The organism is Solwaraspora sp. WMMB762 (genome assembly GCF_049179115.1).
Classification (GTDB): Bacteria; Actinomycetota; Actinomycetes; order Mycobacteriales; family Micromonosporaceae; genus Micromonospora_E.
In genome coordinates this window covers 2,034,525-2,058,109 of record NZ_JBMHMD010000001.1, presented here as the reverse complement: position 1 = coordinate 2,058,109, position 23,585 = coordinate 2,034,525, and the positions used below count along the sequence as shown (strand labels likewise).

Genomic DNA, 23,585 nt, shown 5'->3' with positions numbered 1-23,585 from the left:
CGACCCCACGGTCAGATCTCGGCGAGCTGACCGGCGTACATCCGGTCGATCTCGGCGGCGAAGTTGTTCTCCACGATCCGGCGTTTGATCTTGAGCGACGGCGTCATCTCGCCGTCCTCGATGGTCAGGTCCCGACTGAGGATAGCGAACTTCTTGATTGTCTCCCACCGGTTGAGCTTGCCGTTGAGTTCGGCGACGTAGCCCGCCACCAGAGTCTGCACCTCGGGGGAGGCGACGATCTCGGCGTACGGTCGGCCGGCCAACGGCCCGTCGGCGGCCCAGCCGGTGATGGCGTCCGGGTCCAGGGTGACCAGCATGGTGCAGTAGTTGCGGGCCTGGCCGATCACCACCGCCTGCGAGGTGTACGGGCAGACCGCCTTGAACAGGCCCTCGATGTGCGACGGTGCCACGTACTTGCCGCCGGACGTCTTGACCAGGTCCTTCTTGCGGTCGGTGATGGTCAGGAAGCCCTCGTCGTCGAGGTTGCCGATGTCGCCGGTGCGGAAGAACCCGTCGGCGGTGAACGCCTCGGCGGTCTCCGCCGGCAGGTTGTGGTAGCCACGCATCACCGGTGCGCCGCGCAGCAGCACCTCGCCGTCCTCGTCGATGCGGCACTCCAGATCGCCCAGCGCCTGCCCGACGGTGCCGATCTTGATCTGGACCGGCCGGTTGACGAAGTTGGCCGCGCTCGCCTCGGTCAGCCCGTAGCCCTCACAGATCGGCAGGTTGGCGGCGGCGAAGAACTCGGCGATGTCCGGGCTCAGCGGTGCCGAACCGGAGACCAGCGCGTTGATGTGCCCGCCGAGGCGGGCCTGGAGCTTGCTGAAGACCAGCTTCTCGGCGATCGCGTACTTGAGCTTCAGCCCACCCGGCACCGGCCGGCCGGCCTGTTGCCGGGCGACCCGCTGGCGACCGACGCCGACCGCCCAGTCGAAGATCCGGGCCTTGGCGCCGCCAGCCTCCTGCGCCGTGGTGACCGCCTTGTTGTAGACCTTTTCGAAGATCCGCGGGGCGGCGCACATCAGCGTGGGCCGGACCACCGACAGCATGTCGACCAGCTTGTCCACCCGGCCGTCCACGTAGGTCGGAAGTCCGACGTGGATGATGCTGCAGAGCAGGGTCTTGCCGAACGAGTGCGACAGCGGCAGCCAGAGGTACTGCAGGTCGTCGGGGTTCATGATGCCCAGCTGGGACTGGGCGACGGCCTCCCAGCACCAGCCCCGGTGCAGCAGCTCGACGCCCTTGGGTCGCCCGGTGGTGCCGGAGGTGTAGATCAGGGTGGCCAGGTGCTCCGGCTCGATGGTGGTGGCGATCCGTTCGACCAGGCCGGGTTCCTCGGCGAGTGCCTGGGCGCCGCGTTCCTCCAGCTCGGCCAGGGTGAGCTGGGGGACCGTCGCGGCGGGGTCGGCCGCTCCGTCGATGAGCACCACGTGGGTCAGCGCGGGCAGGTCCGCGCCGGCCATCTTGTCGGCCTGGGTGCGGTTCTCGGCGATCAGGATCTTCGAGCCGGAGTCGCCGACGATGAACGCCGCGTCGGCCGGCTCGGTGGTGGGGTAGACCGTGGTCGTCGCGCCGGCGGCGCACATGATGCCCAGATCGGCCAGCACCCATTCGATCCGGGTGTTGGCCAGGATGGCCACCCGGTCCTCGTTGCCGACGCCCAGCGCGTACAGGCCGGCGGCGATCGCCCTGGTCCGGCCGGCGACCTCGGCCCAGGTCATCCAGATCAGGCCGGAGTCGCCGGGGGCCGGTCCGGCGATCGCGTTCCGGTCCGGCGTGGCAGCCACCCGCTGCAGAAACATGTCGGGAATCGACCGGTATGGGACGTCGAGAGCCATCGGGTCCGTCGCCTCCGCATATGTGATAGTGAGCGCCGTCACGTAAATTCTGTGTTACCGAACAGTAGTGCCAGGGTCGGCTTTCGGCTAGCCCCAAGCATCGCCCAGCGTGGCAAACCCGGCCAGGTCTCGCGGTGCCGTTCCTCGTCAAGGGCTGGTTTGCCGGTGCCCGGCGGTGTCCGGCGGGGGTGCCCGGCTCCGGGTAGGCGGCCCGCGCCCGGCGCCGGGCACCGGAAACCATGGGTCGGCGGTATAGGGATATCGATATATAAACCTGCCAACGCTCCCGCATACGATCCCATCGATCGATATCCCGATCGCCCGCCCGCGACCGAAACGGCCACAAGCCGACGCGGGTGTCCGCATCCAGGAAGGAACAGGGATGACCGTTCTCCGTACCACCGGCCGCCGGCTGCTGCTGGCCGGCTGCGCCGCCGCGGTCGCCACCGCGCTGGTCGGCAACCCGGCGGCCGCCGCTCCGGCCGGGGAGATCAAGCTCGCCGGCGGGGCCACCGCGGTCGCGGGCAGCTACATCGTGGTGTTCACCGACGCCGCCGTCGCGGCCCGGGGTGACGCGGCCCGCGCGGCCGCCGTCGCCGACCGGGCCGACCGCCTCGCCGCACAGTACGGCGGTGCCGTCAACCGTGTCTTCGGCGCCGCGGTCAACGGCTTCGAGGCGCGGCTGTCGGCGTCGGCCGCCCGCCGGCTCGCCGCGCACTCGTCCGTGGCGTACGTGGAGCAGAACCACACCGTGTCGCTCGCCGCCACCCAGACCAACCCGCCGTCCTGGGGTCTGGACCGGATCGACCAGCGCAACCGGCCGTTGAACAACGCCTACACCTACCCCACGACGGCCAGTAACGTCACCGCGTACATCATCGACACCGGCATCCGCACCACGCACAACGACTTCGGTGGGCGGGCCCGCGCCGGCTACGACGCGTTCGGCGGCACGTCGGCGGACTGCAACGGGCACGGCACCCACGTCGCCGGTACGGTCGGCGGCAGCTCGTACGGGGTGGCGAAGGGCGTCCGGCTGGTCGCCGTCCGGGTGCTGAACTGCTCCGGCAGCGGCACCATCGCCGGGGTCGTCGCCGGGGTCAACTGGGTCACCGCCAACGCGGTCAAGCCGGCGGTGGCGAACATGAGCCTCGGTGGCGGGGCCAGCAGCACGCTGGACAGCGCGGTGGCGAACTCCATCTCCTCCGGCGTCAGCTACGCGGTGGCGGCCGGCAACTCGAACGCCAACGCCTGCAACTACTCGCCGGCCCGGGTCTCCAGCGCGATCACCGTCGGCGCCACCACCAGCAGCGACGCCCGTGCGTCGTACTCCAACTACGGCTCCTGCCTGGACATCTTCGCGCCAGGCTCGTCGATCACCGCGCCGTGGTACAACAGCAACACCGCGACCAACACCATCAGCGGCACCTCGATGGCTTCCCCGCACGCTGCGGGTGCCGCCGCTCTGGTGCTCGGCCGGTTCCCTTCCTACAGCCCGTCGCAGGTGGCCAGCTATCTGGTCAGCAACGCCACCACCGGCGTCGTGTCCAGCGCGGGCTCCGGCTCGCCGAACCGCCTGCTCTTCGTGGTCAACTGATTCGGTGATCAGCTGACCGATCCGACGAGTCGAGCAGCGCGCGCGGCCCCCGGGCACCCCAGCGCCCGGGGGCCGCACCCGTTGCTACCGACCAGATGGCGATGGTGCGGAGGGTAGTCGTATGCATACTGCAAGTAGTATGACCCAAGAGATATAGGAAACTGTCAATCAGCTCCGACCTACGATCGGTCCGATCGGCATCGTCGATCGTCCATCTGTTCGCAGTGGGCGCTCCGCTGTGGATCAAAGATCGAAGGAAGGACGGAGATGACACCCTTGCGCACGCACGTCCGGCGGGCCCTGGTACTGGTCGTGGCGGCGGCCGTCGCCACCACCACGGTCACCCCGCCGGCCGCGGCCGCACCCACCGGCGAGATCCGCCAGGCGGGTGGCGCCACCGCGGTGGCGGGCAGCTACATCGTCGCGTTGAAGGCCAGCGCGGTGAGCGGCTCCCGCACCATGCGGACCGCCCGGATCGCGACCCGCGCCGCCGACCTCGCCAGCACCTACGGTGGTGTGGTCAACCGGCTGTACGAGACCGCCTTCACCGGCTTCGAGATCAAACTCTCCGAGGCCGCCGCCCGTCGCCTGGCGGCGCACTCGTCCGTGGCGTACGTGGAGCAGAACCACACCGTCTCGCTGGCCGGCACCCAGGTCAACCCGCCGTCCTGGGGCCTGGACCGGATCGACCAGCGCTACCTGCCGCTGGACCGCTCCTACACCTACCCGAACACCGGTTCGACGGTCACCGCGTACATCATCGACACCGGAATCCGGTTCGACCACACCGACCTCAGCCCCCGGGCCGTCCCCGGGTACGACGCGTTCGGCGGCACGTCGGCGGACTGCAACGGGCACGGCACCCACGTCGCCGGTACGGTCGGCGGGACCCGGTTCGGCGTGGCCAAGCAGGTCCGGCTGGTCGCCGTCCGGGTGCTCAACTGCTCCGGCAGCGGGACCGTCGCCGGGGTCCTCGCCGGGGTCAACTGGGTCACCACCAACGCCGCCGGCCGGCCGGCGGTGGCGAACATGAGCCTCGGCGGCGGGGCCAGCGCCACGCTGGACAGCGCCGTGACCGCCTCGATCGCCTCCGGCGTCAGCTACGCGGTGGCGGCCGGCAACTCGAACGCCGACGCCTGCAACTTCTCGCCGGCCCGGGTGCCCACCGCGATGACCGTCGGGGCCACCGACCGCAACGACAACCGGGCACCGTACTCCAACTGGGGACGCTGCCTGGACCTGTTCGCGCCCGGATCGCAGATCACCTCGGCCTGGCACACCAGCCCGACCGCGACCAACACGATCAGCGGCACCTCGATGGCCGCACCGCACGTGGCCGGCGCGGCCGCCATGGTGCTGCAGGCGTACCCGAACTACACCCCGGCGCAGGTGTCCGCGTTCATCCTGCGGATCGCCACGCCGAACGTGGTGGTCAACCCCGGGCCCGGCTCGCCGAACCTGCTGCTCTACGTCCTGTTCCGCAACGTCATCACTCCGGTACCGACGCTGACCGTCAATCCGACCGTGATCCCGACCCTCACCCCACGCCCGACGCTGACCCCACGCCCGACCGTGGCTCCGTCACTGACCGCGATTCCGACCTTCACCCCGCGCCCGACGTTGACCGCGGTGCCGACGCTGACCCAGCGTCCGCCGCTGCTGCCCGCACCGATCGGCTGATCCGTCCGGCCGCCGGGACGGGCGTCACCTCGTCCCGGCGGCCGGCACGACCGGCCCGCACCGCCGCTCAGCGATCCCGGCGGTCGTCATCCCAGTCGTCGTCCCGGTCGTCGTCGTCCCAGCGGTCGTCGTCATCGTCGTCGCGGTCGACCTTGACGATGTCTCCAGTCACCCGGTCGATGTCGAGGTCCCACTCGACGCCGTCGGCTACGACCTCGACCTCCCAGATCGGCCGGCCGTCCGTGTGGTCCCGCTCGATCTCAGTGACCCGACCGCCGCCCACCTCGTCGACCGCGATCCGGGCCGCCCGGTCCAGGGTGACCTGGTCGGCGGGCCCACTGCCAGTGGCGGCCGCACCGCTCGGCCCGTCGTCGGCGGCCCCGTCCGTGCCGGTACGCGGTACCGACGTCGTTTGCTGTCCCGACTCGCTGGCGACCACGGCCGGGCTGGGTGACCCGGCACCGCCGGTCACGTCCTGCGCCGCCGCGCCGAGCGCGGTGCCCGCGACGGCGAGCGCGGCGACCGCACCCACCCCGATCATCACGATCACCGGTCTGCTGGCCATGTCGAACCTCCTGTCGTCGTGGTACGACCGAAGGTTCGCCCGGCGGCGGATAGCGGCGCGCTGCGTCGTCGATAAAGCGGGGTTAAACCGAACGGGCCGGGCTGATGCAGCCGCCGGTGGGCGGCCCGAACCACAGCGTCACCACCGCGCCGGGGGAGCCGTCAGCCAGCTCGAGCCGACCACCGCTGGCCTGCGCCGCCCGGCGGGCGATGTCCAGACCCAGACCGGTGGAGCCGGCCCCTGAGACGCCACGTAGGACCAGCCCGTGCGGCATGCCGGGGCCGTCATCGGCGACGGACAGCACCGCGCCGCCGGGCGGCGCGGCGGTCAGCGTGACGGTGAATCCGGTGCCGTCCGGGGTGTGCGCGAAGACGTTGCCCAGCACCGCGTCGACGGCGGCGGCCAGCTCCTCGGCGTCGATCCCCACCGGCAGCGGACCGGCCGGCAGATCGAGCCGCACCACCCGGGCGGTGTCCTCGGCCAGCACCGACCAGAACTCGACCCGGTCGCGTACCACTGCCGTGGCGTCGGCCACCACTGCCGCCACCGGTCCGGCCGACCGGCCCGGCGCGGCGCTGCGTCGCCGGGCCTGTTCGATCAGCCCGGTCACCGCCCGCTCCAGCGAGTCGACGCCGGCGGTCACCCGGGCCGCGTCGGCCGGATCGGACAGCGTCTCGGCCTCCAGGCGCAGCGCTGTCAGCGGCGTACGCAGCCGGTGGGACAGATCCGCGACCTGCTCCCGCTCCTCGCGCAACAGCTCCTGGATCCGGCCGGCCAGGTGGTTGAGCGCACCGGCGACCTCGCGGAACTCGGCCGGACCGCTGGGCCGTGCCCGGGCCGACAGTTCGGCGTTCGCCAGTCGGTGCGACACCGCCGACAGCTCGGCGACCGGTGCCGTCAGCCGCCGGGCCAGCCGATCGGCGACGAGCACGCCGAGCAGGATCAGCACCACTCCGAGCCCGGCGAGCACCGCCCAGGCGCGGGCGACGCCCCGGTCGAGTTCGGCGGCGGACACGAAGGTCCGGATCACCGCGGTGCCGTCGTCGCGACCCTGCACCGCGACGAGAATCTCCCGCCCCTGCCCGTCGGTGGCGGTGAGGCTACGGCCGGTACTGGCCAGCCGTACCGCCGGGGTGACGTCGACCTGGTCACCGAGTACGGTGCCGTCCGGCAGGTAGACGGTGACCGGCCGGTCGGCGGTGGCGGACAGCTGGTCGACGGTCAGCCGCAGGCTGTCGGCGTCGGCGGTGCCGACCAGCGCCACGATCGACTGCACGTCGGCGGTCGCCGCGGTGATCGCCCGGTCCTGGGCGACGGTCCGCAGCAGCAGCGCCAGCGGCACCAGGAACGCCACCAGCACCAGCGTCGCGGTGGCGGCGACCAGCGTGGTCAGCCGTCGTCTCACGGCACGGCGTCCGGGTCGTCCAGCCGTACGCCGACGCCGCGCACCGTGTGCAGGTAGCGCGGCGCCCCGGCTGTCTCCCCGAGCTTGCGGCGCAGCCAGGACAGATGCACGTCGACGGTCTTGTCCGCGCCGCCGTAGGGCACCTGCCAGACCTCGGTGAGCAGTTCCCGCTTGGTGACCACCTGCCCGGCCCGGGCCGCCAGGTAGTGCAGCAGGTCGAACTCGCGCGGGGTGAGCTCCAGTCCGGTCCCGGCGAGGCTGACCTGCCGGGCCCGTACATCGATGTGCAGTGCGCCGACGGTCACCGCGCTGTCCACCGGCTCGCCGGCACCGCGCCGCAGCACCGCGCGGATCCGTGCGTCGAGCTGCGCGGCGGTGAACGGTTTGACCACGTAGTCGTCCGCGCCCGCGTCCAGCCCGCGGACGATTTCGCGCTCGTCGTCGCGTGCCGTGGCGATGATCACCGGTACGCGGCTCACCGCCCGCAGCATCCGCAGCATCTCCAGGCCGTCCAGATCGGGCAACCCGAGGTCCAGCACCACCAGGTCGGGGCGGTCGTCCAGGGCATGCTGGAGTCCGTTCATCGCGGTGTGCGCGGCGGCCACGGCGTGCCCGCGTTCCCGCAACGCCCGGATCAACGGGGTACGGATCGACAGGTCGTCCTCGATCAGCAGGAGCCGGGCCACGCCCACGCACGTTACCCGTATCGGCGGGCCGGACCGCCGACGTTAACCCTTACTTAGCACCCCTCGGCGCCGCCGTTAACCCGCCGGGCGGCATAGTCGGGACATGCCGATCAACCGCCGGATGCTGCTGACCGCCGCAGGTTGGGGTCTTGTCGCCGGCCTGGCAACGCTGATCGGGGTGGCCGCGATCCGGGTGGTCGGTGAGGGCCTGACCGGCGGGCCGGCCGGGGAGGTGCTGAGCCAGGCCGAGATCGCCAGTGAGCTGGCGGCCACGTCCGGTCCCACCGTGATTGGTCCGGCGACGCCGAGTCCGGCGACGTCCAGTCCGGCGACGCCGAGTCCGGACCCGACCGGCGGGCCCGACGCCGTACGCCGGGCGGCCGCCACCCCCGGCGGGACGGTGGTCGCCGAGTGCGCCGCAGGCCGGGCCCGGCTGGTGTCCTGGGCCCCGGCGCAGGGCTACACGGCGACCGACGTGGACCGGGGGCCGGACGACGACGTCGAAGTGAGCTTCGTGGGGCCGGCGGGGGAGTACGAGGTCGACGCCGTGTGCGTCGGTGACCAGCCGGAGATCGGCTGGGAGCTGGACGACTGAGAGGCCGCGCGGAATGGTTGGTGGTCATCGGCGGCGGGTGGGGCGGTTGTCCCATCGGTAGAGGGTCCATGCGCGTCGGGTGAGGCTGCGGACGGTGATGATCGCGTCGGCGAGGTCGAAGTACGCGTCGATGACCTTCTCTGTTCGTTCGTAGCAGCGTTGCAGCCGGTTGAACGCGTTGTGCCAGCTGTTCGTCCGTTCAACGTGCCACCGTTGGCTCGCCTGGATGGGTGCCTTGTCGCCCTTGTGGGCGATCTCGCCGGTCAGGCCGCGTTCGGCCAGCAGCGTTCGGGTGGTGGCGGAGTCGTAGCCGGCGTCAAGGTGCACCGTGATGGTCGGCGGTAGTGGGCCGAGGTCGTCGAGGTGATCGAGGGTGGGTGCCAGCAGGGGCGAGTCGTGTCGGTTCGCGCCGGCCAGGACCCGGCCGAGGGGAATGCCGTAGCCGTCGACCATCGTGGAGCGTTTCATGCCCTGCTTGCCCCGATCGACGGGGGACCGTCCGGCGCAGTCACCGCCGCCGGGAGCCTTGGTGATGCAGCCGTCTACGGCGATGTCACTCAAGACCAAGCCGACGAGCCGGTCGTAGGCGTCCACGGCGATCTGCTTGAGCTGGGCGAACACCCCGAGGCGGATCCATTCGTCACGGCGGCCGCGGATCGTGGTGGCCGAACAGGTGGCATCGGCGATCGCCTCGTAGGAGCAGCCGAACCGCAACACCTGAACCAGCTTGTCGAACACGATGCGGTCATCGACCCGTCTACGGTGACAGCCCAACGGGTGTGTCGGTTGGTAGGTCGGCCGATCGGGTAGCAGCGCGGCGAACTGGACCCACAACGGCTCGATCAGCCATGCTGGGATGGCAGGCACAGAACCTCCCGTGATCACGGAGCGTCAGCAACTTCATGATCACTAGTTCTGTGCCTGCATCCGTTCAGGCGCGCCGATCAACCCACCATTACGCGCGACCGCTAAATCCCGTCGAGACCGGCGGCGCGACGCCCGGTCACTGGTACCGGCTGGAGTTCACCGACCAGTCGTAGGTGCCACGGATCCAGTTTCGTCGCGTCGCGACCAGGCGGGCCACCGACGGCGGCGCGTCGGTCAGCACCTCGGCCTGCAGCCGGAGGAACAGCGCGAGACCGTCGTTGAACCGTTCGGCGGCGGTGGCCAGGGCCGCCGCCGGACCGTGGCCGGTCTCGTGGGCGATCACGGTGGCCAGGTTGTGGGGATCCTGGCCATGTTCCTTGCCGTACGAGAACAGGTCGTTGCACCAGCAGACCAGATCCGCCGCCACAGTGTTCAGTCTGGCGAGCGTCGGGTCAACCCGGTGACGGGAATGCGGCAGTCCGCTTTCGGCGAGGTCGGTGAGCGCGAAACTGGGCAGTACCGCGCCGGCGTGCCGGCGCATCTGGATGTACTCGGCGACCGCCGGCACCCGGCCCTGCTGGCGGTTGCCGGCCTCCCAGAGCAGCGCGAAGAGGTACTGGTGCAGCGAAGCGGTGAACCGCAGCAGGACCCCGGGCCGGCCCAGCCGGCGGACCCGGTGGCACAGATCCGCGAGGGTCAGCGCCAGTGGCGACCGGTCGCCCGGGTCGGTCGGTGGCGTGGCACCGGGTCCGTCGAGTGTCCGCATCAGCTGGCTGATCACCGGCGCGACCCGGCCCGGGTCGGTGCCGAGCCCGTCCTCGTCGCAGCGGTCGTCGAGGGCGAACAGCCAGGTGATCAGGTCGCTGAGCAGTTGCACGCGGACGACGTCGGCGTCGGGCGCGACCCGGGCGGCCAACTCGGCGGCGTTGGCGCGGCGCAGCCGGGCGGCACGCTGCGGATCAGCCGTCAGCCCGTGCCGGTCCGCCCAGCTCGCCGACGCCCTGGCGAGCGTCGACCGGTACGGGTTGGCGCGGGGCCGGAACGGTGGGGCGACCACGGACGTCGGTGCGAACGCGCGCATACGGCCTCCAGCCGGCCGCCCAGGGGAGGGATGGCGTACCGGTATGATCATCATCGCGGTCCGGCCGGGCCGCGACGAGGATCACCGCTAGAAGCCGAAGCGGGCGTTACGCAATCGTTCTTCGACCGCAGCGGCGCAGTCCATCTGGACCCGGGCCACCCGCTGTCGGCCGGTCAGGAAGAGCACCAGCTCCCCGGGCGGGGCGCTGATCGACACCCGGTCCCCGCCAACCCCGGTCGCCACGTCCCCGTAGCCGTCGGCGACGACGGTGACCGTGCCGGGGAACCGGCGCAGCCGCAGCCTGGTCAGCGCCGAGACGCGTTTCCACAGCGCGGCCTGCTCGCCGGGCGGCAGGTCCCGGGGCTGCCAGTCCGGCTGGGCCCGTCGGACGTCTTCGTGATGGATGAAGAACTCCATCAGGTTGACCACCTCGTCGGTGATCCGGTTGCTCACCGGACTCCACGCCGGTGGCTGCCGGACCATCCGGACCAGGTCGGGGAACGGACGGGCGGCCAGCTCGAGCCGGACCCGTTCGCTGTAGCCGCGCAGCACCGGCAGCCAGATGCCCGGTGCGGCGTCGGGCCGCTGCTCCCGGACGACCAGGTGCGCGGCGAGGTCCCGGGTGGTCCACCCGTCGTTCACCGTCGGGGCATCCGGACCAACGGCAAGGAACAGGTCGGCCAGGGCATGACGTTCCATCTGTGCGAACCGCGCCATGAACCGATCCTAGGCGGGCGACGGACGGCGCGCCGCGCGAGTCGACGTCGTGGTACCGGGTCGGGTGCCGGGACCGGGGGCGTGCTGTGGCGGTGGCCACAGTCGTCGTACCCCGCTGGCATCGTGGGTCGGTAAGGACGAGATTTGATGATCAGGACTTACAGTCGGGGGTAGCGTGGCCAATCGAACAAGCCGTGACGTCCTGCTCCGCGGCCTGTGGGTGCTCGGCCAGGGCATCCGCGAGCAGCCGGGGCTGTTCACCGTCGGCGTCGGCGGCAGCGTCGTGTTCGGGCTGCTCACCATCGCCAGCGCGTACGTGGTCGGGGCGATCGTGGGCGAGGTGGTGGTCCCGTCGATCGAGTCCGGGCGGGTGGAGACCGGCCTGCTCGGAGCCGGCGCGGCGGCCCTGCTGGCGGTGAGCGTGGTCAAGGTGGTGGGCATCTTCGGCCGGCGGCTCGGCGCCGGCTTCATGCAGTACCGTCTGCAGGCCAGCTACCGCCGCCGGGTCACCCGCCGCTACCTCGACCTGCCGATGTCCTGGCACCAGCGGCACCCCACCGGCACCCTGCTGTCGAACGCGAACTCCGACGTCGAGGCGACCTGGTTCCCGGTCGCCCCGCTGCCGTTCGCCGTCGGCACGGTGGTGATGCTGGTCACGGCGATCGCCGCGCTGTTCGCCACCGACTGGGTGCTCGCGCTGGTCGGGCTTGCGGTGTTCCCGGCGCTGTTCGCCCTCAACGTGGTCTACTCGCGCCGGATGGCCCCCCGGCAGGTCCGGGCACAGCAGCTGCGGGCCGAGGTCAGCGGGATCGCGCACGAGAGCTTCGACGGCGCCCTGGTGGTCAAGACCATGGGGCGGGAGGCCCAGGAGACCGCCCGGTTCGCCGGCCGGGCGGCCGAGCTGCGCGACGCGCTGATCTCCGTGGGCCGGCTGCGCGGGCTGTTCGACCCGTTGCTGGAGACCCTGCCCAGCCTCGGCACCCTCGCCGTACTGCTGGTCGGTGCCGCCCGGCTGCGGCAGGGCGCGGTCAGCGTGGCCGACCTGGTCAGCGTCGCGTTCCTGTTCACCGTGCTGGCCTTCCCGGTCCGGGCGATCGGCTGGGTGCTGGCCGAGCTGCCCCGCAGCGTCGCCGGCTGGGACCGGGTGCGGCACGTGCTCACCGCCACCGGCGAGATGCCGTACGGCGACACCGAACTGCCCGCCGCCGCCACCCCGGCGAGCCTGGTCTTCGACCGGGTCTGGTTCAGCTACCGGCCCCCGGTCGGCGAGCCCGCCGCGTCGGCCACGGCCGACCGGCCGGCCGGCACCGATCAGTCCGCCGCGCCGGCCCCGGCCGACCAGTCCGTCGACCCGACCGCGGTCACCGCGCCCGGCACCGACGCCGCGCTGCCGCCGGTGCTGCGTGACGTGTCGTTCACCGTGCCCGCCGGGCGGACCGTGGCCCTGGTCGGGCCGACCGGAGCTGGCAAGTCGACCATCGCCGCGTTGGCCGCCCGGCTGGTCGATCCGACCGGCGGCCGGGTCGTGCTGGACGGCGTCGAACTGCCCCGGCTGACCGCCGGCTCGCTGGCCCGCACGGTCTCCCTGGTCGCCCAGGTGCCGTTCGCCTTCGACGACACGGTCCGGGCGAACGTCACCCTGGACCGGCCCGGGCTGACCGACGAGGTGGCCTGGTCGGCGCTGCGGCTTGCCGAGGCGGACGGGTTCGTCGCGGCGCTCGACGACGGGCTGGACACCGTCGTCGGTGAGCGCGGCACCACGCTCTCCGGCGGCCAGCGGCAGCGGCTCACCCTGGCCCGCGCGTTGGCCGGGCAGCCCCGGCTGCTGGTGCTCGACGACGCGACCAGCGCCGTCGACCCCCGGGTGGAGGCGGCGATCCTGGCCGCGCTGCGCAACTCCGAGATCGCCACGTCGATCCTGATCGTCGCGTACCGGCGGGCCACCATCGCCCTCGCCGACGAGGTGGTCTACCTCGACCAGGGTCGGGTAGTGGACCACGGCACACATCAGCAACTGCTGGCCCGCTGCCCCGGCTACAACGACCTGGTGACCGCGTACGAGCAGGCGGAAGCGGAGCGGGAGCGGACCCGGTCCGGCACCGACGGCGGCGACGGCGACCCCGGTGGCGGTTCGGCGCGGGCGGCGGAGGTGGTCGCGTGAGCGCGCCCACCGTCGACCGCGCCGGCGGCGAGCGTCGACCCGACCCCGTCGACCAGCCGGGCGGGCCGGCGGCCGGCCCACTGGCGGGCCGACCCGAGTCGACCTGGCAGACGATGCGCCGCGGGCTGGCGCTCTCCCCGGAGCTGCGGACCGGGCTGGCCGGCACCCTGCTGCTGGCGCTGGTGTCGATGATCGGCCGGGCCGCCATTCCGGTCGCGGTCCAGCAGGCGATCGACAACGGCCTGCGCGCGCCGGGCGGCCCCGATCTCGAAGTGGTGGGCACGATCGTCGCGGCCACCGCCGCCGTGCTGGTCGTGACGACCGTCTGCGGCTACTTCATGGTGCGCCGGCTGTTCACGGTCAGCGAGACCGCTCTCGCCGCCGTGCGGACCCGTGCGTTCCGTCACGTGCACGACCTGTCCATGCTGCACCAGCAGTCCGAGCGGCGCGGTTCGCTGGTCAGCCGGGTCACCAGCGACGTCGACCAGATCACCCAGTTCCTGCAGTGGGGCGGGGTCATCCTGCTGATCAGCATGGGTCAGGTGGTGGTGACCGCGGTCGTGATGGCGGTCTACTCGTGGCAGCTGACCCTGGTGGTCCTCGCCGCGTTCGTCCCCGCGCTGCTGATCATCCGGGCGTTCCAGCGTCGGCTCGCGGCCGCGTACGGCGTGGTTCGTCAGCGCACCGGCGCGCTGCTCGCCGCAGTCGCGGAGAGCGTGGTCGGCGCGGCGGTGATCCGGGCGTACGGCGTGTCCCGGCGTACCGCTGGTCGGCTGGACGAGGCGATCGAGGGGCAGCGCCGCGCCCAGCAGCGGGCGTTGCGGACCAGCGTCGTCAGCTTCTCCACCGGGGAGATCGCCGCCGGTCTGGCGTTGGCCGGGGTGGTGGTGGTCGGCGTCCGGATGGGGGTGGACGGCGGGCTGACCGTCGGCCAGCTCACCGCGTTCCTGTTCCTGGTCACCCTGTTCATCCAGCCGGTCCAGATCGCCACCGAGGTGCTCAACGAGGCGCAGAACGCGATCGCCGGCTGGCGGCGGGTGCTCGACGTGCTGGACGTCGCCCCGGATGTGGCCGACCCGGGCGACGACGGGGTGCAACTGCCGGGCGGGCCGCTGGACGTGCGGTTCGAGCAGGTCTGCTTTGCCTACCCGGGCGGGCCGCAGGTGCTCTCCGAGGTGACCCTGGAGATCCCGGCGAAGACCCGGGTGGCGGTGGTCGGCGAGACCGGCAGCGGCAAGACGACCTTCGCGAAGCTGCTCACCCGGCTGATGGACCCGGTGTCCGGGCAGGTGAAGCTCTCCGGCGTACCGCTCGACCGGGTCCGGTTCGAGTCGCTACGGTCCCGGGTGGTGATGGTTCCGCAGGACGGTTTCCTGTTCGACGCGACGGTCGCCGAGAACGTCCGGTTCGCCCGCCCGGAGCTCACCGACGGGCAGTTGTCCGCCGCCTTCGTGGAGCTGGGGCTGGCCGACTGGGTGACCGGTCTGCCGGACGGGGTGCACACCCCGGTCGGTGAGCGGGGCGAGGCGCTCAGCGTCGGTGAGCGGCAACTGGTGGCGCTGGTCCGGGCCTACGTGGCGGATCCGGATCTGCTGGTGCTCGACGAGGCGACCAGCGCGGTGGACCCGGCGACCGAGGTGCGGCTGCAGCGGACCCTGGAGGCGGTGACCCGGGGCCGGACCACGGTGGCGATCGCGCACCGGCTGTCCACCGCCCAGGCCGCCGACGAGGTGATCGTCGTGGACCGTGGCCGGGTGGTGCAGCGCGGCCCGCACGAGGAACTGCTCGCCGACCCGGAGTCGGTCTACGGTCGGCTCTTCGCCTCCTGGCTGGAGCAGACCCGGTGACCTGCGCCCGACAGGCGCAGGTCACCGGGTCCGGCGGGAGCGGCGGCCGGGGTCAGCGGGAGTAGAACTCGACGACCAGCTGCTCGTCGCAGATGACCGGCACCTCGCGGCGGGCGGGCTCGCGGACCAGGGTCGCGGTCAGTTCGGTGAGGCTGACCGACAGGTACGGCGCACCCGGCCCCTCGCCGACGTGCGCCCCTGCGGCGGCGATCTGGAACGGCGGTTTGGTCCGGCTGCGTTCCCGGACCTGGACCAGCTGACCCGGGCGCAGCCGGTACGACGGCCGGTCCACCTTGTGGCCGTCCACGGTGAAGTGGCCGTGGGCGACGAGCTGCCGCGCCTGGTAGATGGTGCGGGCCAGGCCGGCCCGGTGCACGATCGCGTCGAGGCGTCGCTCCAGCAGCGTGACCAGGGCCTCGCCGGTCTTGCCGGTGCCGCGTACCGCGTCGTCGAAGGCGCGCCGCAGTTGGGTCTCGCTGACGTTGTACTGGTGCCGTAGCCGCTGCTTCTCCAGCAGCCGTACCTGGTAGTCGGAGGGCTTGCGGCGGGCGCGGCCGTGCACGCCGGGCGGGTACGGGCGCCGCTCGAAGTACCGGGTGCACTTGCGGGTCAGCGGGATGCCGAGGGCGCGGGAGATTCGCGCCTTGGGTCGTGGGTGGTTCACGTGGACGTCTCCGGGTTCAGTAGGTTAGCCTGCCCTCACTAAGGTGAGCCTAACTGATCTCGGAGGTCCGTGTCATGCAGCCCAGTCCCGCGGAGATCGCCCGGACGATGGCATCCGGCCGGCTGCCCGGCATGGCGCATGTCGCCTGCCGCCCCGGACCGCACGCCGTACGGCACGCGACCGACCCGATGGGGCGGATCCTGCTGCTCGCCGCCGGGTCCGACCTGCTCGACGGCGCGCTGCGACCCGTCGCCGGCACCGACGACACCGCCGTGGTGCTGGAGGTGGCCGACGTACCGCCGGTGGCCGGTTCGCCGACCCACGGCCGGGTCTGGGTGTCCGGCTGGGTCGGCCCACTCGACGGCGCCCCCGCCCGGATGGCCGCGCTGGACTTCGCCGACGTGCACGCCTGCCCCGACCTGCTCGACGTCGGCCGGGGTGCCACCATGTACCGGATGGAGGTGGCCGAGGTCCGGCTGGAACGCTGCGGCGTCACCATCGACGTCGACCCGGACGAGTACGCCGCCGCCGAGCCCGACCCGATCGGCGCCATCGAGTCAGAGCTGCTCGTCGACCTCGCCGACCACCACCGGGCCGAGATGACCGCGTTCATCCGCCGGCAGTTGCGCGACGCCGGTCACCGGTCGCTGGCCGGGGATCCGCAGGTCGTCCGGATGGACCGGTACGGGTTCGTGGTCGCGCTCGGCCCGCACGGACCGCGCGCCCGGTTGGCCTTCCCGGCCCCGGTACGTGACCGCGCCGAACTCGCCCGCCTGCTGCACCCGGTGCTCTGCCGGCGCTGTGCTCCACCGGCCGCCGCCTGACGCGGGCGGCGCGGGCTCAGCCCGACGTCGTCTCGGCCGCCCCGGCCGCTGCGGTCAGCGGCCCCGTCAGGTAGCGCTGGATCGTCGGACCGACCGCTGCGGCGACCTCGTCGGCCGCCATGGTGGACAGCGGTGCCAACCGCAGGATGTACCGGACCACCAGCAGGCCGGCCATCTGCGAGGCCACCAGGGCGGACCGGACCGGCAGCTCCGCCTGGTCCAGGTCGAGTTGACCGAGCACCCGTCGAATGATCTGGGTGGTGACGAACTCGCGCATCAGCCGGGCGGTCCAGTCGTTGGTCAACGCCGACCGCAGCAGCGCCAGGGCAGCCACTCCGGCCGGCGAGTCCCAGACCCCCAGCACCAGTCGGACCAGCCGTTCGCCCACCTCCTCGGGCCCGCCGGCGAACGCCTGTGGAAGCAGCTCACCCGGATCCGCCGGCGCGTCCATCGCGGCCAGGAACAGGTTGTCCTTGGTGCCGAAGTAGTGGTGCACCAGCGCCGGGTCCACGCCGGCCGCCGCCGCGATGGCGCGTACCGACGCCTGGTCGAAGCCGCGTTCACCGAAGACCTGCCGGGCGGCGGTCAGGATCGCCTCGCGGGTGTCCGGGTTGCCCGGTCGCCGGCCGGTGCGTCGTGCCATCGGTCGCGCTACTCCTGTCGCGTCGGGTTCAGCCGCTGCGGCGGCGCAGCGTCGCGGCGGCGAGCACCAACGCGGCCACCACCGCCCCGGCGACCACGGTCAGGTCACGCCAGAGCGTCGCGGTCGGCTCCGGATACGCCCCGACCTCGGTCAACGCCGACACGGCGTAGGACAGCGGCAGGACGTTGCTGACCGCCTCCAGCCAGCCGGCCATCTCGTCGCGGGCGACGAACAGGCCGCAGAGCAGCAGCTGTGGGATCACCACCACCGGCATGAACTGTACGGCCTGGAACTCGGTGCGGGCGAAGGCGCTGCACAGTAGGCCGAGCGCCACGCCGAGCAGGGCGTCGAGCACCGCTATCGCGATTACCAGCGCCGGGCTGCCGGCGGTGGACAGGTCGAACAGCCAGTACGCCACAGCGCTGGCCACGGTGGCCTGCACAGCCGCCGCGAGCCCGAACGCGATGCCGTAGCCGAACAGCAGGTCCAGCCGGCCCAGCGGGGTGGTGAGCAGCCGTTCCAGGGTGCCGCTGGTGCGTTCGCGCAGCATCGCGATGCTGGTCACCAGGAACATGATCACGAACGGGAAGACGCCGAGCATGATCAGCGCGACCCGGTCGAACAGCGCCGGCTGCCCGCCGGTGGCCGGCTGGTCGCCGTACATGTAGTAGAGCAGGGTCAACAGCAGCGCCGGTACGACGACCAGCAGCGCGACGGTACGCCGGTCGTGGCGCAGCTGGCGCAGCACGCGGCCGACGGTGGCGGCCAGGATTCTCGGGTTCACCGGTCTGCTCCTCGGCTCGGGCCGGTCGGCTGGCGGTCCCGGATCAGCCGCAGGAACGCTTCGTCCAGGTCGTCGGTGCCGGCGGCGGCGCGCACCGCCGCGGGGGTGTCGTCTGCGACTAGCCGCCCGTCGCGGATCAGCAGCAGCCGGTCGCACCGGCCGGCCTCGTCCATCACGTGGCTGGAGACCAGCAGGGTGGTGCCGGCGGCGGCGAGGGCGTGGAACCGGGCCCACAGCTCGGCCCGCAGCACCGGGTCCTGGCCGACGGTCGGCTCGTCGAGCACGACCAGTTCGGGGCGGCCGACCAGCGCGCAGGCCAGCGAGGCGCGGCTGCGCTGTCCGCCGGACAGGTCGGCGACCAGCTGCCCGGCGGCGGCCGCCAGGCCGACGTCCGCCACGGCCCGGTCGGCGTCGGCCGCCGGCAGGCCGTACAGCGCGGCGAAGTACCGGGCGTTCTCCCGGACCGTGAGGTCGGCGTAGACGCTGGGCGCCTGGGTCAGATACCCGACGGTACGCCGCAGCTGCGGTGCCCCGGCCGGCTGGCCGAACACCCGGACCTGTCCGGACCGGACGGTCTGCACGCCGACGACCGCCCGCATCAGGGTGCTCTTACCGCTGCCGCTCGGGCCGAGCAGGCCGGTGACGCTGCCGCTGCCCACGGTGCACGAGATGTCGTGCAGCACGCGGCGCCGGCCGCGGTCGACCACGAGGTCGGTGACCTCGACGACAGGGTCCATGGCTGCCTCCGGATAACTCATCAGCTGTAGAACTCAACGATAGATGAATTATCTCGGCAGGTCGACCCGGCCGGGCGGGGCGGGAACCGGACCGCCCCGCCCGCAGCGGTCAGATCGCCAGCAGCCGGTCCAGGAACTCCCGGTACTGCCGCAACGCCATCCGCATCGACTCGGTGTCCGGCGTCTCGCTGTGCCGGTGCGGGTCGAGCTCGACCTGCTCGGCCAGCAGCCGCTCGGCCAGCGTACGGACGGTGTGCCCGACCAGCGACTGAGCCTGCGCCAGGGCGACCTCCGGTTCGTCGACGAACCGGGCCTTGATCTCGTGCCACTCGTCGCGCAACTCGTCGGCGGCGTCCTCGGTCCAGATGGTGATCGGTGGCAGCGTCACGTCGCCCGGTCTCGCCGGCCGGGCCACTGCCGGCTGGTCGTCGTGCCCGGCCGCCGGCCCGGTCGACTCCTCCACTGTGGTCAGCATGGCAGCCCGCTCCTCGTCGTCCTCGTCGTCCTCCGGATCTTCGCCGAAGTCCTCGTCGTCCTCATCGTCGTCGAACTCGTCCTCGTCCTCGTCGTCGAAGTCGTCGTCGGCGGCGGCGTAGAACAGATCACCGGCGTCGCCGTGCGCGGTGACGGTCTCTTCGTCCTCGGCCGGGTCGTCGTCCGTCTCGGCTGTCGGTCCCGACCGCTCGTCGTCATCCGGGTCCGCCGCCGCGGCGGTCGGCCGGTCCGCCTCGTCCGTCCCATCCGGCTGGGCCGTCTCATCGGGCTCGACCGTCTGGTCCGCCGGAACATCGGTGTCGGCCGGCTCGTCGGCCGCGACGGCCTGGCCGTCCGGGCCGTCCGGGCCGTCCGGGCCGGCGGTCGGATCCCCGACGCCGTTCCCGTCCTGGTCGTCAGCTGCGGCCTTCTGGTCGTCGGCTGCGGCGTCCTGCTCGACCGGCCCGGAATCCTCCCCGGCCGGTTCGGCGTCGGTCTCCGCCCGTTGCCCTGCCGACTGGCCGTCCTCCGCCTGGCCTTGCGCCTGGCCGGCTGCCGGTGTCGGCGGGACGCCCTGGGCCGGCGCTGTTGCGGCAGCCGGCGCGTCCCGGTCGTCGTCAGCGGAGTCACCGGAGTCACCGGTAGGTTCGCCGGCCGCCTCGCCGACGCCACCGAGCAGTTGCGTGGCGATCGGCGGCAACGGGCTCGGGCCGTTGCGGTGGGCCGGCTTCGGCACGATCATCGGGATCTCCGTCGTCGCCTCGTTGATCGGATTGTCGTCGAGGGCGGGTCGGGGCGTCGGTACGGGAGTGCCGTGCACGGGACCCGGACCTGTGCCGGTCTCGTCCGGCTTCACCGGCCCGGCGTGCGCAGGGGTGGGGGTGGGCTGCATTGCTGATCCTCCGTCCGCTTCGGCGGGGCGACCCGGTCCCGGGGTGACCGGAGCCGTCCGCACGGGCGTGGTGCTGGGTGGTGCGCCGACTCGCTGCGCCGGCCACGGCCGACAGGCCCGGCGGACACACATCACCGGCTCAGGCGTGGAACCTGAGCGGAAAGGTGCGATCGGCGGGCACCGGGGTCGGGTCCGCCGAGCAGTGGGTGTGCCCGCAGACCTGGACCGTGGCGGCGCACCGCCAAGGTACTCCTGATGCCGCACCGGCACAGCCCCCGAACCGTCGATTCCGGCCGACCGCTGTCGGGCTCACGACACCGCATGCCGGACGCCGCGCCACGGCGGTCCGGGCGTACGGAACAATCGGGCACTGTGTCCGTACCAGATGAACCGGAAGCCGGCCCACCGACCACCGCCCGGCGGCCCACGCCCGGCGACCCGCCACGGCGCTCCGCGCTCGATCCGGCCGTCGCGGCCCGGCTGCGCCGCACCGCCGACGGCCTGGTCGCCGCCGTCGTGCAGCGGCACGGCACCGGCGAGGTGCTGATGATGGCGTGGATGGACGACGAGGCGCTGCACCGCACCCTCACCACCGGGCGGGCCACCTACTGGTCGCGCAGCCGGCAGGAATACTGGGTCAAGGGCGCCACCTCCGGGCACCACCAGTACGTGCGGTCGGTGCGGCTGGACTGCGACGGCGACGCGGTACTGGTCACGGTCGAGCAGGTCGGTGCCGCCTGCCACACCGGCGCCGGCAACTGTTTCTTCGACGATCTGCCGGTGACCGGCACCATCACCGACCCCCAGGAGGATCGATGATCACCGGTACGGTCAGCCCGGACGAGCCGACCTTCCAGACTCTGGCCCGGCAGCGCCGGGTGGTGCCGGTGACCCGGCGGCTGCTGGCCGACGGCGAGACCCCGGTCGGGGTGTACCGCAAGCTCGCCGGCGGACCCGGCACCTTCCTGCTGGAGTCCGCCGAACAGGGCGCCGGGTCGGCCGGCACCGCCTGGTCGCGCTACTCGTTCATCGGGGTACGCAGCGCGGCGACGTTGACCGAGTCCGGTGGCGGTGCGCACTGGCTCGGTGACCCGCCCGACGGGCTGCCCACCGAAGGTGACCCGGTCGAGGTGCTGCGGGCGACCGTCGCCGCGTTGACCGGGCCGCCCCCGGACACCGACCCCGTCGGCGGCCTGCCGCCGCTGACCGGCGGCCTGGTCGGCTACCTCAGCTACGACTTCGTCCGCCGGCTGGAACGGATCCCCGAACACACCGAGGACGATCTCGCGCTGCCCGAGTTCGGGTTGCTGCTCGCCACCGATTTGGTGGTGCTCGACCACTTCGACGGTACGGCGATCCTGGTCGCCAACGCGGTCCTGCCGGCGGCGGCCGACCCGGTCACCACGGCGGCTGCCTACCACCACGCGATCGGCCGGCTCGACGCGATGACCACCGCCCTGTCCCGGCCCAATCCACCGATGGTGTCGATGATGGACGCGCCCGGTGCGCCCGGGCCGGCGGCCCGTAGCCGCACCGCCGCGGGCGCGTACCCCAAGGCCGTCGAGGAGGCCAAGGAGGCGATCCGGGCCGGTGAGTGCTTCCAGATCGTGCTGGCCCAGCGGTTCGAGCGGGACACCACCGCCGACCCGCTGGACGTCTACCGGGTGCTGCGGGCGACCAACCCCAGCCCGTACATGTACCTGCTGCGGTTCGACGACTTCGACGTGGTGGGCTCGTCGCCGGAGGCGCATCTCAAGGTCACCGTCACCGCTGGCGGCAGCCGGCGGGCGATGCTGCACCCGATCGCAGGCACTCGGCGGCGGGGTGCCACCCCGCAGGCCGACGCCGCCCTCGCCACCGAGCTGCTCAACGATCCGAAGGAGCGCGCTGAGCACGTGATGCTGGTCGACCTGGGCCGCAACGACCTCGGCCGGGTCTGCCGGCCGGGCACCGTCGAGGTGCCCGAGTTCGCCACCGTCGAGCGGTACAGCCACGTGATGCACATCGTGTCGACGGTGGTGGGCGAGCTGCGCGAGGACCGGACCGCGTTCGACGCGCTGGCGGCCACCTTTCCGGCCGGCACCCTGTCCGGCGCGCCGAAGGTCCGGGCGATGGAGATCATCGAGGAGCTGGAGCCGACCCGTCGGGGCCTGTACGGTGGCACCGTCGGCTACTTCGGGTTCGGCGGCGACCTGGACATGGCGATCGCGATCCGGACCGCGCTGATCCGTGGCGGCCGCGCCTACGTGCAGGCCGGTGCGGGGATCGTGGCGGACTCGGACCCGGCCGCCGAGGAACGGGAGACGCAGAGCAAGGCGGCGGCGGTGCTGGTGGCGATCGCCGCCGCCGAGACGCTGCGTCCGGCCCGGTGACCGGCCCCGGCGTGTCGGCCGCGCCGGGGCGGGCGTTGGCCGGCGCCGTCGTCACCTGTCTGGCCGGGGCCGGCCTGGTGCTGTACGCGGCCGGGCGGGACTGGGCGGTCGAGGTGACCGGGCGCCCGGCGCCGCTGCCGGCGGTCGAGGTGGCCCGCACCGGTGCCGACGTGCTGCCGTGGCTGCCGGCGGTCGCCCTGGTCGGACTGGCCGGCACCGGCGCGGTGCTGGCCACCCGAGGGCTGGCCCGGCGGCTGGTCGGCGCGCTGCTCGCGGTCCTCGGCGTGGCGATGGCGGCCGGTGGGCTGACGGTGCTGCTCACTGGCGCAGGTCCGGCCGGTCCGACGACGGACAGCACCGTGTCGGCCCCGCAGTGGCCGGTGGCGACGGTGGTCGGTGCGGTGCTGCTCGCCGCCGGTGGGTCGGTCACCGCGCTGCGCTCCCGGCACTGGCCGGCGATGGGCGCCCGGTACGAGCGGAGCCGGTCCGGTGGTGACGGGTCCGGTCCGGGCGCCGACGGCCGGGCGGCCGGTCTGGGCGGCCGGACTAGCCGATCGACGCTGGACGCGTGGAACGCTCTGGACCGGGGCGAGGACCCGACCGACGACGACCCGGTCGCCGACCGGTGACGGCTGCGGTGGCTGCGGCGGCTTCAGCGGCTGCGGCGGCGGCTTCAGCGATGGCGGTTGGCTCATCAGCGGCGTCGGATACCTCGACGGACCGGGCGGCGGTGAGCGTGGCCACCAGCCGGCGGATCTCGTCCCGCTGGTGGGCACGGGCCCGGTCGGCGCAGATCGCCTCCCAGGCATTGCCCTTGGCGGTACGTACCCGGTGATCGCCGATCACGGCGCGTTCCATGGTGTGCACGACCTCGGCGGCCAGCGAGACCACGGCCCGGGGGATGGCGATCAGGTCGACGTTGGCGTCCCGTGGTGTGCTGCTCATGGCGTCCCCCAGGTGGTTGCGCGGCCGGCGGCTACCGCCGACCAGTCTGCCCGAACCCCATGCTGACCGGGGGCTGTTTCACGGTGGTGACCCGCAGGTCAACTATCGCCCAACGGGGCGGGTGGCACCCGTACCGCCGGTGTTGATCTGCGCCACAGCGGAGCCGGCGCCGCCGACACGATATGATCAGCGTCGATGGGGTCCGGTGCTG

Annotated in this window: 21 protein-coding genes and 1 pseudogene; 9 read left to right on the top strand and 13 right to left on the bottom strand. The window is 72.6% G+C overall.

The genetic code is table 11. From position 1 onward, the window contains the following. Positions 1–11 precede the first annotated feature (11 nt). Positions 12–1,838 carry an AMP-dependent synthetase/ligase gene (locus ACN27J_RS09065; protein WP_421365111.1) on the bottom strand — a complete coding sequence of 609 codons (1,827 nt, stop codon included), beginning with the start codon at positions 1,836–1,838 and terminating at the stop codon, positions 12–14. Between the two features lie 382 nt (positions 1,839–2,220). Here ACN27J_RS09065 and ACN27J_RS09060 point away from each other — a divergent pair, with 382 nt between their 5' ends. Further along, positions 2,221–3,435, top strand: a complete 1,215-nt coding sequence (locus tag ACN27J_RS09060; RefSeq protein ID WP_278170166.1) for a S8 family peptidase — start codon at positions 2,221–2,223, stop codon at positions 3,433–3,435. 267 nt (positions 3,436–3,702) lie between these two features. Next, positions 3,703–5,115 carry a S8 family peptidase gene (locus ACN27J_RS09055; RefSeq protein ID WP_421365110.1) on the top strand — a complete coding sequence of 471 codons (1,413 nt, stop codon included), beginning with the start codon at positions 3,703–3,705 and terminating at the stop codon, positions 5,113–5,115. Positions 5,116–5,182: 67 nt separating this feature from the next. Here the strand turns inward: ACN27J_RS09055 and ACN27J_RS09050 are convergent, their stop codons facing one another. The 3 genes from ACN27J_RS09050 to ACN27J_RS09040 form a co-directional block, all read right to left on the bottom strand. Then, positions 5,183–5,680 carry a PepSY domain-containing protein gene (locus ACN27J_RS09050; RefSeq protein ID WP_421365108.1) on the bottom strand — a complete coding sequence of 166 codons (498 nt, stop codon included), beginning with the start codon at positions 5,678–5,680 and terminating at the stop codon, positions 5,183–5,185. 82 nt (positions 5,681–5,762) lie between these two features. After that, on the bottom strand, positions 5,763–7,085 hold the full coding sequence (locus ACN27J_RS09045) for a sensor histidine kinase (RefSeq protein ID WP_421365106.1): 1,323 nt from the start codon (positions 7,083–7,085) through the stop codon (positions 5,763–5,765). Continuing rightward, entirely contained in the window at positions 7,082–7,771 is a 690-nt protein-coding gene (locus ACN27J_RS09040) for a response regulator transcription factor (RefSeq protein WP_421365104.1), read from the bottom strand. The genes ACN27J_RS09045 and ACN27J_RS09040 overlap by 4 nt, the downstream gene beginning before the upstream one ends. Positions 7,772–7,874: 103 nt before the next feature. Here ACN27J_RS09040 and ACN27J_RS09035 point away from each other — a divergent pair, with 103 nt between their 5' ends. Beyond that, on the top strand, positions 7,875–8,366 hold the full coding sequence (locus ACN27J_RS09035) for a septum formation initiator (RefSeq protein ID WP_421365102.1): 492 nt from the start codon (positions 7,875–7,877) through the stop codon (positions 8,364–8,366). A 24-nt stretch (positions 8,367–8,390) separates the two neighbouring features. On the opposite strand, the gene ACN27J_RS09030 is transcribed toward ACN27J_RS09035, so the two are convergent. From ACN27J_RS09030 to ACN27J_RS09020, 3 genes are all read right to left on the bottom strand, one after another. Next, complete coding sequence (locus ACN27J_RS09030; protein ID WP_421364797.1) at positions 8,391–9,233, bottom strand: IS5 family transposase; 843 nt, start codon at positions 9,231–9,233, stop codon at positions 8,391–8,393. Positions 9,234–9,369: 136 nt separating this feature from the next. Next, a complete protein-coding gene (locus ACN27J_RS09025; protein ID WP_421365100.1) occupies positions 9,370–10,314 on the bottom strand; it encodes a terpene synthase family protein in 945 nt (314 codons plus the stop codon). A gap of 87 nt (positions 10,315–10,401) precedes the next feature. After that, positions 10,402–11,031 carry a TIGR03085 family metal-binding protein gene (locus ACN27J_RS09020; protein ID WP_421365098.1) on the bottom strand — a complete coding sequence of 210 codons (630 nt, stop codon included), beginning with the start codon at positions 11,029–11,031 and terminating at the stop codon, positions 10,402–10,404. Between the two features lie 175 nt (positions 11,032–11,206). On the opposite strand from ACN27J_RS09020, the gene ACN27J_RS09015 reads away from it, so the two are divergent. Continuing rightward, positions 11,207–13,192: an ABC transporter ATP-binding protein gene (locus ACN27J_RS09015; protein WP_421365096.1), complete on the top strand. Its 1,986-nt coding sequence runs from the start codon at positions 11,207–11,209 to the stop codon at positions 13,190–13,192. A gap of 113 nt (positions 13,193–13,305) precedes the next feature. After that, on the top strand, positions 13,306–15,039 hold the full coding sequence (locus ACN27J_RS09010; RefSeq protein ID WP_278174553.1) for an ABC transporter ATP-binding protein: 1,734 nt from the start codon (positions 13,306–13,308) through the stop codon (positions 15,037–15,039). Positions 15,040–15,091: 52 nt separating this feature from the next. On the opposite strand, the gene rpsD is transcribed toward ACN27J_RS09010, so the two are convergent. Continuing rightward, a complete protein-coding gene (gene rpsD / locus ACN27J_RS09005) occupies positions 15,092–15,703 on the bottom strand; it encodes a 30S ribosomal protein S4 (protein WP_421365094.1) in 612 nt (203 codons plus the stop codon). A gap of 74 nt (positions 15,704–15,777) precedes the next feature. Here rpsD and ACN27J_RS09000 point away from each other — a divergent pair, with 74 nt between their 5' ends. Further along, complete coding sequence (locus tag ACN27J_RS09000; RefSeq protein WP_421365091.1) at positions 15,778–16,527, top strand: DUF2470 domain-containing protein; 750 nt, start codon at positions 15,778–15,780, stop codon at positions 16,525–16,527. A 16-nt stretch (positions 16,528–16,543) separates the two neighbouring features. Here ACN27J_RS09000 and ACN27J_RS08995 read toward each other — a convergent pair whose 3' ends face one another. The 4 genes from ACN27J_RS08995 to ACN27J_RS08980 all read right to left on the bottom strand — a co-directional run bounded on the left by ACN27J_RS08995 (position 16,544) and on the right by ACN27J_RS08980 (position 20,057). Next, positions 16,544–17,170, bottom strand: a complete 627-nt coding sequence (locus ACN27J_RS08995; protein ID WP_421365089.1) for a TetR family transcriptional regulator — start codon at positions 17,168–17,170, stop codon at positions 16,544–16,546. A gap of 28 nt (positions 17,171–17,198) precedes the next feature. After that, on the bottom strand, positions 17,199–17,954 hold the full coding sequence (locus ACN27J_RS08990; protein WP_421365087.1) for an ABC transporter permease: 756 nt from the start codon (positions 17,952–17,954) through the stop codon (positions 17,199–17,201). Next, positions 17,951–18,691, bottom strand: a complete 741-nt coding sequence (locus ACN27J_RS08985; RefSeq protein WP_421365086.1) for an ABC transporter ATP-binding protein — start codon at positions 18,689–18,691, stop codon at positions 17,951–17,953. The genes ACN27J_RS08990 and ACN27J_RS08985 overlap by 4 nt, the downstream gene beginning before the upstream one ends. A 109-nt stretch (positions 18,692–18,800) precedes the next feature. Continuing rightward, the gene (locus ACN27J_RS08980) at positions 18,801–20,057 is read right to left on the bottom strand and encodes a hypothetical protein (RefSeq protein ID WP_421365084.1); all 1,257 of its coding nucleotides are present in this window, start codon (positions 20,055–20,057) and stop codon (positions 18,801–18,803) included. A 372-nt stretch (positions 20,058–20,429) separates the two neighbouring features. On the opposite strand from ACN27J_RS08980, the gene hisI reads away from it, so the two are divergent. The 3 genes from hisI to ACN27J_RS08965 are packed head-to-tail and all read left to right on the top strand — an operon-like array spanning position 20,430 to position 23,058. Continuing rightward, positions 20,430–20,876: a phosphoribosyl-AMP cyclohydrolase gene (hisI, locus tag ACN27J_RS08975; protein WP_421365082.1), complete on the top strand. Its 447-nt coding sequence runs from the start codon at positions 20,430–20,432 to the stop codon at positions 20,874–20,876. Further along, positions 20,873–22,429: an anthranilate synthase component I gene (locus tag ACN27J_RS08970; RefSeq protein ID WP_421365080.1), complete on the top strand. Its 1,557-nt coding sequence runs from the start codon at positions 20,873–20,875 to the stop codon at positions 22,427–22,429. The genes hisI and ACN27J_RS08970 overlap by 4 nt, the downstream gene beginning before the upstream one ends. Then, positions 22,426–23,058, top strand: a complete 633-nt coding sequence (locus tag ACN27J_RS08965) for a Trp biosynthesis-associated membrane protein (protein ID WP_421365079.1) — start codon at positions 22,426–22,428, stop codon at positions 23,056–23,058. Before ACN27J_RS08970 ends, ACN27J_RS08965 begins: the two co-directional genes overlap by 4 nt. Positions 23,059–23,131: 73 nt before the next feature. Here the strand turns inward: ACN27J_RS08965 and ACN27J_RS08960 are convergent. Further along, positions 23,132–23,374: pseudogene (locus ACN27J_RS08960) on the bottom strand (hypothetical protein); the annotation flags it as partial. Positions 23,375–23,585 lie beyond the last annotated feature (211 nt).

Bases quoted from the DNA above. Each gene is read 5' to 3' on its own strand.
- ACN27J_RS09050 (WP_421365108.1), bottom strand. From the start codon at position 5,680: ATGGCCAGCAGACCGGTGATCGTGATGATCGGGGTGGGTGCGGTCGCC.
- ACN27J_RS09025 (WP_421365100.1), bottom strand. From the start codon at position 10,314: ATGCGCGCGTTCGCACCGACGTCCGTGGTCGCCCCACCGTTCCGGCCC.
- ACN27J_RS09055 (WP_421365110.1), top strand. From the start codon at position 3,703: ATGACACCCTTGCGCACGCACGTCCGGCGGGCCCTGGTACTGGTCGTG.
- ACN27J_RS08970 (WP_421365080.1), top strand. From the start codon at position 20,873: ATGATCACCGGTACGGTCAGCCCGGACGAGCCGACCTTCCAGACTCTG.
- ACN27J_RS09000 (WP_421365091.1), top strand. From the start codon at position 15,778: ATGCAGCCCAGTCCCGCGGAGATCGCCCGGACGATGGCATCCGGCCGG.
- ACN27J_RS09010 (WP_278174553.1), top strand. From the start codon at position 13,306: ATGCGCCGCGGGCTGGCGCTCTCCCCGGAGCTGCGGACCGGGCTGGCC.
- ACN27J_RS08985 (WP_421365086.1), bottom strand. From the start codon at position 18,691: ATGGACCCTGTCGTCGAGGTCACCGACCTCGTGGTCGACCGCGGCCGG.
- ACN27J_RS08980 (WP_421365084.1), bottom strand. From the start codon at position 20,057: ATGCAGCCCACCCCCACCCCTGCGCACGCCGGGCCGGTGAAGCCGGAC.
- ACN27J_RS09035 (WP_421365102.1), top strand. From the start codon at position 7,875: ATGCCGATCAACCGCCGGATGCTGCTGACCGCCGCAGGTTGGGGTCTT.
- ACN27J_RS09020 (WP_421365098.1), bottom strand. From the start codon at position 11,031: ATGGCGCGGTTCGCACAGATGGAACGTCATGCCCTGGCCGACCTGTTC.
- ACN27J_RS09060 (WP_278170166.1), top strand. From the start codon at position 2,221: ATGACCGTTCTCCGTACCACCGGCCGCCGGCTGCTGCTGGCCGGCTGC.
- ACN27J_RS09065 (WP_421365111.1), bottom strand. From the start codon at position 1,838: ATGGCTCTCGACGTCCCATACCGGTCGATTCCCGACATGTTTCTGCAG.
- ACN27J_RS08995 (WP_421365089.1), bottom strand. From the start codon at position 17,170: ATGGCACGACGCACCGGCCGGCGACCGGGCAACCCGGACACCCGCGAG.